The following is an 11,925-nucleotide window of genomic DNA, read 5'->3' on the forward strand; positions in this document are numbered from 1 at the left end:
GAAATTCGCAGACTAAGCCGAGATCGCACCCGACAGGCGCGTTCGCGAGCAGGACTGAGTGGGGCGATTCATCGGATGTGTTCGCCTTGACGCGTCGAGTGAAGAGGGTGGCTGCGCTCTGCGGATGCCGCCTCGGGCCGTGCCGCCGAGGTCCGGAGCTTCGGCAGAATTGACGACCTGCGAGTTGCTGCGGCGCAGCGGGACGGCCCGGCCGGGAACTCCAGCTTCGCGCCGGTGCGCGTATGCGGGACGGCCAGCACCCCGTGATCTCGTCGGGCACATGGTGGAGTGAGGCGCCGGTGCGAATGACCTCGCGGATGCGGTCGCTTCACAGCGACAGCGACAGCCTTGTCGAGAAGGTGGTCGACGACCTCGGCTTCCTCCCGAAGGACGCGGATGCCGCCGAAGTTTGGCCGTCGTGTCCGCGGACTCCTGGAGGCTCCGGAGGAGGCCGTTGGCGAAGAGAAGGCCGACGGCGTCCCCAACATCAGCTCCCTCGGAACGGACTCCCCACATGGGGAGTCGAGCCGGAATCCCAGCAGTAGCAAGGCCGACTCCCTCGCGGCGAAGGACGCCGAGCTTCTACAGGCCGCCCTCGCGTCGCTCCAGATCGGCGAAGAAGGTGAACAAGACGGTGGCGCGGCGGGCAATCGAAGCGCAGCCGGACGTAGCCGTCCCGCTCATCCAGGAGATCGGATCAGCTCTTCAGTAGATCGACAGGGCGGCGGCCATCATGCTTGCTGGAGGTTCACTTGGGGGTTGAAGAGGACTTCCGCCCGAACAGGAAGGCGCATCCGGGCATCCTTGTGATTTCGCTCCAGGCGGCTCGCCAAGCGGTTGGAAGACAAAGGAGTGAGCGTCACCTGGGATGACAACTTTCCTGGCCACGACCGCTTCTATGCGTCCGACAAGCTGGGCAGTCGGCTCGAGTTCCTTGAACCTGTCCGCGATTGCTGACGCCGCATGATCAGGGCGTCTTCTTCGTCCAGTGGCTGGTGCGGGGGCTTTTGCGGGTGAGGCGTGGGTCATCATGGTGATGAGTGACCAGTTCAGGTGCGCTTCGGATTTTCTGAACCAAGCCGGAGGCTCTGGGGCGCCTCTCGTGGCGGCCCTCGCCCTGCTACGTCTCGGCGATATCTGAAGCTTCTGGGCGGTGGCTGTCTCCGCCTTGAAGAAGCGGAGCGAGCTGCGTTCATTGCCGCCATGCGAGCGGATGCTCCGGCTCGTACAGCGTCACCGAAGAGCTGGCAGAGGTGTTCACGCCGTGCACTCACGATGAGACGGGTGCATCGCGAGCCGGCATGGCAGGGGAATTACGGCACGTAGAATCCAGAGCTCGAACTTGTCGCCGCCGATGTCGAGGCTTGCGCGGGCGCTCCTGCGTATCCTCCAGGCCCCCGGCCTGAACCTCGAGCAGGCCACCGGCTGGCTGACCGTGATTGCGGAGGCCCTGGACGGAGGAGGCCCCGGGCCCGCCCCGGTCTGGGCGTTCAACACCTTTGCCACCCTCCAGTCCCTTCACCTGCATCTGGCTCGAGGCCTCGTGGACGAAGACATCCCGCCGCATGCCGAAGCGGTTGCCGCCCGTACCGCCGGTCTCCTTCGCCTGCCTGCTACTGATTCGCTTGACACGGCAGTTTCGGCATCAACCCGGACCGTTTCTCCTGCTGCGCGCGTAGCCTTCGCCGTGGTTTCACCTGGTCGGTCGGCGGTAGCTGATGAGGGTGGCGGCCATGCCGACGAAGGCGAGGCAGTGCTCGGCCTTGTTCGTGGCGTCGGTTCAGGCGGCGGCATCCGGCGAGCCGGGCAGCTCATCCGACACGATCCATGGCGACATCCCCACAACAGACCGAACGCACAACTGCCCTGTCAGCAAAGGCCATCAGCGCCGATCCACCTCATTGTGTCAGCCGTTGTCAGCCCACCCGTTGGAGTTGGGCCGTCTCGGAAGTCGGGGCGGCTTCGGTGTCCTCCTGGTAGAGAGAGACGGAGAGCGTGTAGCCGTCCGGGGAGAGACGTGCGCGGTGGAGCCCCGCGCGTCGGCAGGATCTGTCGGACACCTCGCGGTCCACGTAGAGAGGGCCGTACAGGATGTCGTGGTTCGCTTCGACGGTGAACACGTTCGCGTGCCAGACGCAGCGCGCACCAGAGCGGGTGTCCAGCACCGAGACACTCCCCGCCGCGTCTACCGCGTCCCCGTGAATGGTCAAGTGCATGCCCCGTCCGTCGTCCCATGTGCCGGAATACGCGGCGGGCAACAATTCTTGCCCGTCCGTGGTCAACGTGACTTCGACCTCGTGCATTGTCGACTTGTCGTACACGCCAGGTCTTGACCACTTCCAGACCGCACTTCCGTTCTGCTGGACGGACAGCGTCTGCCGGTCACCGAGAATGCAGGTCTCTTCCGAGTCGGTCCGGGGCAGTGTGTCGATCCATCTCGGCTTTCCCAGCACAACCGTGTTGCGGTCGCGGGACAGGACCCGACTCTCTCCCCAACAGGTGACGGAGCCGTGCGACATGATGAAGTGGACGGATCGTCCTGCCACGAGGTTACTGCGTGCGGTGAGCCGGATCTCCCAGGACCATTCTTCGAGAATCCACTTTCCGTTCCAGCTGCCCTGCAGTGAATCCGCGTTCTCGGCGGACTCTGCGAGGCCCCGTAACGACGGTACGACCAGCAACGCTCCTGCCAGGGCGAGGGCCGTCGCTGCGCCCGCGCAGCGCAACCAGGGTCGTCGTCTCGGCTCCGCCGCCGACCGAATGCTCGGCGGGGTGATCCCCGCCTCGGGCACGTCCAGCAGGTCGCGCCGGGGACCTTTTACTTCGTCGTAGTCGAAAGCCCGTAAGTCGTGGGAGGTTGTCGCGTGAGTTGGCACCGACACGGCAGCCAGCGGTTCGGACTCCGCGAGGTGGGCCTCGGCGTCGAGAAGACGGGCGGCGTCGCGGCCAAGGCGGACGAGGAGTTCCGCGGGGAGCCAGGCCCGGGCCACAGCGTGGCGGGTGAGGTCGAGCAACTCACGTAACGACGGGCGCTGTTCCGGGCTCTTGGCGAGGCACCGCCCGAGCGGGTCGACGAGTTCGTCCGGTATACCAGAGAGGTCGGGGTCCTCGTGGGCGATGTGGTACATCACGTTGATCGGTTCGGAACCCTGGAATGCCAGCCGCCCTGTTGCCGCGTAGACGAGGACGGAGCCGAGGGAGAAGAGGTCGCTCGCCTGGGTCAGCGTCTCGCCACGCACCTGCTCGGGCGACATGAAGGCGGGGGTGCCCAACACGGTCCCGGGCTCGGTGAGGCTGCCGCCGAGGCTCGCCGTGTATCCCCGGGCGAGCCCGAAGTCGATGACGCGGGGGCCGTCGACGGTCAACAGGATGTTCGCCGGTTTGAGGTCCCGGTGGACCAGCCCCTCCTCGTGGATCGCCTGCAGCGCGAGGGCGAGGCGATGAGCGAGAACGTGCACGGAAGCCGACGGCAGCGGGCCGAAGTCTCCGTCCACGACCTGATTGAGCGGCGGCCCGGGTACGTAACCGGTGGCCACCCACGGGTTCTTGGCCTCGGTGTCGGCGTCCAGTACGGGCGCGGTCCATTCACCGCCGACCTTCCGCGCGGCGCCGACCTCACGGGCGAAGCGCCGCCGGAACGCCGGGTGCAGCGCGAAGTCGGCGTGCACCAGCTTCACCGCGACCGTACGGCCGCCCTTCGAGCGAGCCAAGTAAACCCGCCCCATCCCGCCCGAACCCAGCCGGGCGATGAGGCGATACGGGCCGATGTGCGAGGGGTCCTCCGGAGCCAGTGGCTTCATGGCTGCGGATCCTCGCACAGCCGTACGGAAATAGGGCCGCCTTCACGAGACCCGGCCAGGGACGGACGTCATCTGCTTCCGCATCGTTCGGAGAAATCCACCGCCAGCGCTCACGCTGGACGCGCTGTCCGCTCCCCACCAAGGCCGGCTGACCCACACACGTTCGACCACGCGGGGCCCGAGGGGCCGCCCAACCCCTCGGGCCCGCCCCTCTCAAGATCCGTCCCAGATTCCCAGACGCTTGAGCCGACGCTGCCGGAGCCGCTCTGAGGCGGCCGTGAGAGCGAAGACAAGCCCCATGAGCAGCCCGAACATCACAGCGAACAGGGGATCGGCCGGTTCCTCCTCACGCGACAGCGACAAGAGGAAGAGGGTGAAGGGCACAGCGAAACAGAGGCCGGTGCCGATCGGGTGTCGGGCCACCCATTTCTGGATCCGTGTCGGACGCCGCTGCCCACCCAGGGCCCGGTCCAAAGCCCAGAACCCATCCGCCAGAGACCGCCGCCGGTTCGCCACGGCGGAAGGATATGACAGCCGATCGGCTGCACCGACCGAAAGCTCGCAGCCAGGCAATGGCCTGCTGCCTGCTGCCTGCTGGCCTGACCACCCCGGCTCAGACAGTGAGCCTTTTCAACTTCTAGGCCAGGTTGAAGATCAGCTCGTGTAGCCTCCCGCGCATGTCTTCTGCGCTGGACCACGCGATGATCGACAAGAGTGCGACCGAGATCGACGATGAGCTCATCGGGATGCGCCGCGACATCCACCGGCACCCCGATCTTGCCGGTGAGGAGCGGCGCACATCGGCACTGGTCACCGAGCGGCTTCGCGCCGCGGGTCTGGCCGTCGTAACGGGGGTGGGTGGCCACGGTGTGGTGGCGGTGCTCGACGGTGTGGGTGAGGGTCCGACCGTCGCCTACCGGGCCGACATGGACGCGGTCGACGACAACGAGATGTTCGACTGTGCCTTCGCCTCGCAGGTCCCGGGGGCGGCCCACCTGTGCGGCCACGACCTGCACACGGCGATCGGGGTGGGTATCGCCTTGGTCCTCGCACGGCTGCGGAAGCAGCTGAACGGCCGCGTCGTCTTCGTTTTCCAGCCGGCCGAGGAGACGTGCGAGGGCGCCCGGGCGATGATCGAGGACGGTGTCCTGGAGCGGACCGCGCCGCAGGAGATCTATGCGCTGCACTGCGGCCCCAATCCCGTCGGCACGTTCGCGGTCGGGCCCGGGCAGCCGGGGCAAGACCGCTTCCGGATCGAGCTGGCGGGGCCGGGCGCCGCCGACGACGCCAGGCGGCTCGTCGCCATGATCGACGGATTGTCGACTGTCGGGCGCCCGCAGGCGCCCCGACAGCTCCAGCAGCTCATGGACGACATGCAGACCCCGGACGGCCCGCTGGCACGCTTCGTCTACGCCCTGTCCCGTTCGAGCTCGGGCGATGATGGCGCGAGAGTGCACGCCTATCTGCGGGCCTGGCCTGAGAGCCGGTACGCCGAGGTCCGTGAGGAGGTGCGGCGCTGGGTGGATGCGCTGCCCCGTGGGCGAGTGGAGTTCACCGAGCCTCCATTGCCCGCCATGGTGTGCTCGCCGGAGCTCAATGCAGCGGCAGCCTCGTACCTGCGAGGCGCCCTGGGTGCGGACGCGGTCATGGTGTTGCACGCGGCGTATCCGTTCAACGGCGAGGACTTCGCGTACTTCCTGCACCATGTGGCCGGAGCGATGTTCTACCTCGGCGTCGCCAACCCGGAAACGGGCATCAACGGGGTACCCCACTCCCCCGACTTCGCTGCCGACGAGCACGCGATCGGGATCGGGGTCCGCGCGATGGCAGGGTTCCTGTCACACCGTCTCGATGCCCTCGCCTGAACTGCACCCGGTCGGCAGGGCAGCGCACCTCGCCAACATGAGATGCAAAAAAATCCGCGTCCGGCGTATGGGCTCTGAGGCTTCACACGCCCGGCTCGGCCCCGTCGAACACCGATGCCACCGGCAGCAGGTCACGAGTCCGAATGGACAGTACCGACGGCCGTCGGCCGCCGTGAGTCGTGGGGTGTCCTGGCGCGGTCGATGCATGAGGGGACCCACGCGAACAGCTGGACGCCGCCGCGGTCGCCCACCGACCGCATGACCGCTGCCCCGCTACCGCAGACGAGGCAGGCACTCAAGCCCGCGCGTACGGGCAACAGCCCTGGCCCGGAACCCCTCCCATCGAGGAACCCGGTGGGGTAGAGCTCGCGGTCGACCAGGGCGCCGGCCGCGGGCGAAGGCGTAGGCGTAGGCGTAGGCGTAGGCGGCGAAGACGCCGATCTGGCAGTTCTCGGTCCGGCCGACGGTTCCGGAGTACTGGCGCTGGACCCCGGCGGAGGTGTTGCCCTTCCTGATGAACCCGGTGTCGTCGATGATCAGGGCACCGTCGGCATCGCCGAGCTTGGCGGCGACGTATTCCTGGAGGTCGTCGCGGATGTCATCGGGCTCCCGCATCGATCCGGCGAGGAGGTGCTGCAGGCCGTCGAGGGTGGAGTGGCCGGCCTGTTCGGCCGGCTGCCAGCTGTTCTTGCACAGCTGCACGCCGCTCACACCGTGATCGTCGTCCTGGCCTGGTTCCAGGCCCTGGAGGAAAAGTTTTTGCCGGTTCGCCTCGGAGAGGCACCCCGTCTCCAGCACCAGCTCGCTGCGTTCCGCCTCACGCTACCACTGTGCGACGGGGGCGCCGAAAGGATGGATGACGTTGCCGTCCGCGTATGGAATTCCAGGGCGGCGTCGGCGGGGCGGGGTCTCCTTGAGGGCCTGGCCGTCGGTGAACAACTCGTCCAGGTGGAAGGCCAGGGCGTGCAGGGGGCCGCTTGTGCCGTCGGCGGGCTCGGGCCAGACCAGCGGCAGGCGCACCCGCCAGACGCGGGCCCGGTAGGACATGAGCAGGTCGGCCGTGTCGTAGGCGGGAGAGGTCTCGCAGCCCAGGAGTACGGGCAGGTCGCCCTGCGCGCCGGCGAAGCGGCACGTCTGTTTCAGGGACCAGGCGAGGTGCATGTGCGCGGGTGCGGCGGCGGGTGGCGGGCATGCGGCGTCATACCAGTCACCGGCGGGTGGGGCGGGTGGGGCGGGCGGGGTGAAGTCGGCGCGGCGTTCGCTGATGTCGAGCAGGCGCAGGCGCCGCCCCTCAGTGCCTGCGGCGTGCACCTTGTCGGCGCTCTGGTCTGTGAAGGCGATGGCCTGGATTTCCTCGGGTGTGGCGGTGACCGGCTGCTTGCGGCCCTCCTCAAGGCGCCGGTAGGGGAGCAGGGCCGTGCGCAGCGCCGCCAAGTCTTCGGCGGTACCGGGGGCGGGGGCGAGTTCGCCGGGCGCGTATCCGCCGCTGCTGTCTTCGAAGTCGACGAGGACTTCGTCATGAGCGGTGATCATGACGACCTGGCCCACGAGGTCGCCCGGGGTGTCGGTGGGGACGGTGGACACCACCCAGTCCCCTTCCTGCCACGGATTCACCCCGCGCCCCCTTGCCTGGTCAGCCTTTCTTACAGCCCTTCCAGCCTACGTGCCCCTTGACCCAATAGGCGGTCCAGATGCCCGTCAGGCCGTAGTTCTTGCCGTCGAGCTTGAGGTCACGTCCCATGGTGACCACGCACATCGTGCGCTTCTTTTTCCCGCGCCCGTACTTGTAGGTGTGGGTGGTGGACACATTGTTGACGTGGCCCTTGCTGCCCTTGGCGAAGTTGTTGATGGCCTTGTCCCACAGGCGCATCGCGTAGCCGTTGTAGGGGTGGTTGGCCTTGTTGCCGGTGGAGCCGCCGCGCTTGATGTGCTCAAGCCCGTACTTGCGGTTGCCCACGCGTATCAGGGTGTCCTCGAAGTCCCCGAGGTACCAGCGGTAGACCTTCGCCGATCCCGGCCCGCTGCGGGTGTTCTTGGTACATGCGTCGTCGAAGCCGCAGTTCCACGACTTGGGCTTGGTCTTGTGGATGGATGCGTTGGCGGGGGCAGCGGTGAGCAGGACGGCCGCCGCCGCGGTGGTTGCCGTGGCTGTGGTGATGAGGCGTTTTCTCATGGGGCGCACGGTACGGAAGGCGCATGGGGGTGTGAATTGTCCTTTAGGGCATGCGCAATTGGGCACCGGCTGTTCTTCGAAGCCGGCGGTCGGCCAGGCTCGGGACCGGCGGCCGGATCGAGAGGTCGGCGAAGTCGGCGTGCGCCTGGGCGACGGCTTCGGGATACGCCTCCTGTTTACCGGGCTCGGCGAGGGCCCGGTAGCGGCCTCCACTGGTGGGCTTTCGTATGCAACTGTCGTTGGGTCCCCGAGGTGTAAAGGACATTCAGGGGTGACCAGCGTGTACTCGACGGCCGGGTAAGCAATTCGGGTGAGAGGCCGGTGGACCGGAGCCCGGCCGCCGTGCAAACGTGATGATCTTGGCGGTGTCATCCGGCGCAAGCGCCCCGCAGCAGACAGGAACAGCACCGTGCCCGAGCAAGCCACCGCCACCATGACCGACGCAGCCAAGCAGCGCATCTTCGCCATGCTCGACCGGGACGGCGACGGCGCCATCACCCACACGGAATACCTCGCACGGGTCGACCGCGCGGCAGCCGCCATGGGCCGGGGCGCCGACGACCCCGTGGTGCACACGGCACGCGCCGCGCACGTGGAAGTCTTCGCGGACATGGATGCCGACCACGACGGACGGGTCACCTTCGAGGAATACCGCACCTGGGCCGGACACGACGCCTTCGAACGGTCCTGCCGAACGGCCCTCGGCTCACTCTTCGACATCGCCGACCACGACGCCGACGGTCGGCTCACCCGCGAGGAGTTCACCCGGCTGCGCGTGGCGTCCAGCAACACCGAGGCGGACGCCGGCCAGGCCTTCGACGACCTCGACACCGACGGCGACGGCCTCATCGACCGCGACGACTACCTCGCCGGTATTCACGACTACGTCACCACCGGCTCCTCCCCCATGGCAGCCGCCTACCGAACCCTCCCGACCCCCTGACCCACACCTCCCGGGCACGGCGCCCGCGTCTTTGGCGAACGGGACCGCCTGCGCCCAGGTGCCCGGTGGAGAAGTCACCCTGGCGCCGCTGGGCATTGCCCCCTGGGACACGTGCCCTGGTCGGGGCCGGTTCGACCCGCGAACCCGGCGAGCCCGGTGTCCGGCTTCGGTGCTTGTCCGACCTGCGCCAGGCACCCGGCCCGTAGGGCGCCGCCGCCCTGTGCCTGGACCGGGCGGTGGCCGCGCGGGAAAGCAACCGCCCCGGCCGCACCGAGGCACGGAGTGAAGAAGCCTGACATGAATAATCTTCTCGATCTCTCCGGCAGTACGGCCGTCGTGACCGGTTCCAACCGCGGCATCGGCTGGCCATCGCCCGCACCTTGCCGGCCCAGGGCGCGAGCGTCCTCGTCAACGGCTACGACGAGGCCGAGACCATCGCCGCGCTCAAGGCACTGCGCGAGCAGTATCCGCAGGCCGACGGGGAGCGGCCCCGGATCGCTGCTCCCTCGCCGGCGACGTGACCGACGCAGATCTGGCCCGCGGCCCGGTGGCCGGCGGTAAACGTCTTCGGGCACCTCGACGACCTCGTCTGCAACGCGGGCATCGACATCATCAAACCCGCCGTCGAGTACACCCCCGAGGAGTGGGACCGCATCCTGACGGAAACCCTGCGCGGCGCCTTCCAGCCCGCCCAGGCCGCCGCCCGCCACTGGATGGCCCAGGGCAGCGGCGGGTCGGTCACCATGACGTCCTCCATCGCCGGTGCGGTCGGCATTCCAACCCTGGCCCCCTACGCGGCCGGCAAGGGCGGCAGCCTCGCCTGCCGCCGCCTACGTCACCGCATCCATCCTGGCCGTCGACGGCGGCTGCACCGCAACCTGACGTGCGACATCCCGTGAGCTTTGCTGAGCCCTGTTCGAGTGCCTGACCCTGTGGCCCGGGGGGTTCCCCTCCTTCGTGTGCTCCGTGGGCTTGTGACGCAACGCGCCCACGGTGATGACATCCGGTCCCTTTGACTGGGCATGCCGGGGACGTCCCCGAGAGGCACGTCAGGGTCCGGTGGTCCTCACGCACGACGTCCGGCCGCGCCTTCAACGCGTCTGCTGGACGTATGGACTTCGACAGGCGCAGGGCGATGGTGGCAGGACTCGGGACAGCGGCGGTTTCCGTGGTGGGGGCGAGCCGGGCGGCCGGGGCAATGGCAAGCGGTGCGGCACCGGTGGTCATCACCGTGCAGGGCGAGTCCCCGATCCGTACGAACATCCCGGTGGCCCGTGACCCACGTGCCTCGCGGGGGCGGTACCTGGCGCTGCTCACGGCGGAGAAGGCTCCGGGTGGGCGCGGCTGGTTCGCCGCGTACCGCGTTCGTGTGCCCGAGGGCGGGGTGTACGCGCTGACCGCCGTCGCCACGGCCCCCGTCGAGACGCCGCACACGGAGGTGGTCGGCTCATACCTCCACCTGCGCGTCAATGAGGGTCCGTTCAGCGAGGTCGCGCGCTCTCAGCCGTACTGGTACGAGTCGCAGCCCGCATGGGGGGACCTGTCCGTGCTGGAGATCGGTGAGGTCGAGTTGCGACGCGGCGAGAACACGGTCGCCTTTCGCGTCACCGAGCCGGTCGTGCTCGACGACATCACGGCGTACGTGCTCTCCCTCGACCGTTTCACGCTCACCCTGCGGCGACGCCCGGCCGGGCAGCCCGTCCCGTGTGAGGTGTCGGTCCCCATCCACCGCCACGGCGATCCCGCCCCGACGCTGCGCGTGCGGTTGGCCGGCCGCGCCACCCGCTCGCGCCACGTGCGCTACACGGTCACCGACCACCACGGGCAGCGCGTCGCCGCCGGGCTGGCGGACGTGCGCGCGGGCGGGACGACGGCGACCGCCCAGATTCCCCGGCTGCCACCCGGGCACTACCGGGTCGAGGCCGAGGGGGTCGGTGGGCAGTTCGCGTGTCTTCCGCAGCGGCCTCCCGTCATCGGTGCCGCGAGCCGGTTCGGGGTCAATCTCTGGGTGTCCTCCCTGGTGCCGCCGTCCCGGATCGACAGATTCGCGCATGCCCTACGGCAGATGGGCGCGGGCTGGGTGCGCGACGGCCAGTCCTGGCCCGCCGCCGAGCCGAAGCCCGGCGCGTACGACACCGCGCGCCACGACCGGGTGACCCGCGCCCTGGGCGCGCACGGACTGGCGGTCCTCGACGTGGTCTCGCCCGCGCCGGAGTGGGCGATGACCGAGGCGTCGCTGCCGCTCCCGGCGGACCTGCGGCACGCATACCACTACGCCCGCCGCCTGGCGCAAGCCGCCCCGGACGCAATCCAGTTGTCCAACGAACCCGACGTCGACACCACGCGCAGCACCGGCGACGCCCACGCCGCGTTCGTCAAGGTCGCCGCGCTCGGCATCAGGGACGCGGCCGAGGACCTGGCCGAGGACACCGCAGGGCAGCCGCCGCTCGTCATACTGCCCGGCATCGCGCAGAGCGGCACCTTCCAGGACCTGATGCTCGACAACGACGTCGTACGGTACGCCGACGCCTGGGCCTTCCACGGCTACCCGGACCCCGCCGAGCAGGACGACCCGCAGTTCCCGGGCGCGGCGGTCGAACAGCACGAACTGGCCCACCGGCACGGGGCGTCCGGCATGCCGCTGTGGATGACCGAATGCGGTGCCTTCCTCGACGCCCGCCCGCGCCTCGACCTGACGCCCGCGCAGGAAGTCGTACAGGCGCGGTACGTCGTCCGTTCCATGGTGGAGGGGCTGGCCGCCGGAAACGCGCGGCAGTTCTGGTTCGCGGGGCCTCCGCTCCACGACGACGGCGTCTACTTCGGCCTGTTCGACCGGGAGTTCCAGCCCCTGCCCGCGTACGCCGCCTTCGCGGCCCTCACCTCGCTGCTCGGCGAGGCCCACTTCGTCGGCACCGCGCCCCGACTGCCCACCGACGTCTCCGGGTTCGTCTTCGACAGCGGGCGCGGCGAGCGGGTCACCGTCCTGTGGGCGCCGAGCCCGGTGCGGTTCGACCTGCCGGGGACCGTGTACGACCTCATGGGCCGCCGGACCGTCACCGGCACCGCCTCATCCGACCCGGTGTACGTCGTCGTACCCGCCCCTGCGTCACCGGCACCCGCCGTCCTCGAGACCCCGCGCCGCCC

General features: G+C 69.0%; 10 protein-coding genes and 2 pseudogenes. 8 read left to right on the forward strand and 4 right to left on the reverse strand.

The window, feature by feature from the left end; all coding sequences use genetic code 11:
* Positions 1–740: 740 nt before the first annotated feature.
* Positions 741–957, forward strand: a pseudogene (locus tag SMA5143A_RS44335) (glyoxalase); the annotation flags it as partial.
* A 959-nt stretch (positions 958–1,916) separates the two neighbouring features.
* Here the strand turns inward: SMA5143A_RS44335 and SMA5143A_RS36575 are convergent.
* Positions 1,917–3,800 (reverse strand): serine/threonine-protein kinase, encoded by a 1,884-nt coding sequence (locus tag SMA5143A_RS36575; RefSeq protein WP_107467113.1) that lies wholly within the window; start codon positions 3,798–3,800, stop codon positions 1,917–1,919.
* A 213-nt stretch (positions 3,801–4,013) separates the two neighbouring features.
* Positions 4,014–4,316: a DUF6404 family protein gene (locus SMA5143A_RS36580; protein ID WP_107467114.1), complete on the reverse strand. Its 303-nt coding sequence runs from the start codon at positions 4,314–4,316 to the stop codon at positions 4,014–4,016.
* Positions 4,317–4,477: 161 nt separating this feature from the next.
* Here SMA5143A_RS36580 and SMA5143A_RS36585 point away from each other — a divergent pair, with 161 nt between their 5' ends.
* Positions 4,478–5,665 (forward strand): M20 metallopeptidase family protein, encoded by a 1,188-nt coding sequence (locus SMA5143A_RS36585; RefSeq protein WP_258193941.1) that lies wholly within the window; start codon positions 4,478–4,480, stop codon positions 5,663–5,665.
* 359 nt (positions 5,666–6,024) lie between these two features.
* On the opposite strand, the pseudogene SMA5143A_RS36590 reads toward SMA5143A_RS36585, so the two are convergent.
* Positions 6,025–6,355 (reverse strand): annotated as a pseudogene (locus SMA5143A_RS36590) (transposase); the annotation flags it as partial.
* Here SMA5143A_RS36590 and SMA5143A_RS44885 point away from each other — a divergent pair.
* Positions 6,320–7,339: an NACHT N-terminal helical domain 7-containing protein gene (locus tag SMA5143A_RS44885; RefSeq protein ID WP_375136587.1), complete on the forward strand. Its 1,020-nt coding sequence runs from the start codon at positions 6,320–6,322 to the stop codon at positions 7,337–7,339. The pseudogene SMA5143A_RS36590 and the gene SMA5143A_RS44885 sit on opposite strands and share 36 nt — an antisense overlap.
* Here the strand turns inward: SMA5143A_RS44885 and SMA5143A_RS36600 are convergent.
* On the reverse strand, positions 7,299–7,838 hold the full coding sequence (locus tag SMA5143A_RS36600; protein WP_146194007.1) for a hypothetical protein: 540 nt from the start codon (positions 7,836–7,838) through the stop codon (positions 7,299–7,301). The genes SMA5143A_RS44885 and SMA5143A_RS36600 overlap by 41 nt on opposite strands.
* Before the next feature lie 409 nt (positions 7,839–8,247).
* Here SMA5143A_RS36600 and SMA5143A_RS36610 point away from each other — a divergent pair, with 409 nt between their 5' ends.
* From SMA5143A_RS36610 to SMA5143A_RS36620, 5 genes are all read left to right on the forward strand, one after another.
* Positions 8,248–8,781 (forward strand): EF-hand domain-containing protein, encoded by a 534-nt coding sequence (locus SMA5143A_RS36610; RefSeq protein ID WP_308812062.1) that lies wholly within the window; start codon positions 8,248–8,250, stop codon positions 8,779–8,781.
* Between the two features lie 65 nt (positions 8,782–8,846).
* Entirely contained in the window at positions 8,847–8,987 is a 141-nt protein-coding gene (locus SMA5143A_RS43540; RefSeq protein WP_258193942.1) for a DUF6207 family protein, read from the forward strand.
* Positions 8,988–9,161: 174 nt separating this feature from the next.
* Positions 9,162–9,302, forward strand: a complete 141-nt coding sequence (locus SMA5143A_RS43280) for a hypothetical protein (protein WP_181362190.1) — start codon at positions 9,162–9,164, stop codon at positions 9,300–9,302.
* A 9-nt stretch (positions 9,303–9,311) separates the two neighbouring features.
* The gene (locus SMA5143A_RS36615; protein WP_107467118.1) at positions 9,312–9,680 is read left to right on the forward strand and encodes an SDR family NAD(P)-dependent oxidoreductase; all 369 of its coding nucleotides are present in this window, start codon (positions 9,312–9,314) and stop codon (positions 9,678–9,680) included.
* 299 nt (positions 9,681–9,979) lie between these two features.
* The coding region (locus SMA5143A_RS36620; protein WP_146194008.1) for a hypothetical protein at positions 9,980–11,925 on the forward strand (1,946 nt) is incomplete at its 3' end.

This window comes from Streptomyces sp. MA5143a, from assembly GCF_900290235.1.
GTDB lineage: Bacteria > Actinomycetota > Actinomycetes > Streptomycetales > Streptomycetaceae > Streptomyces.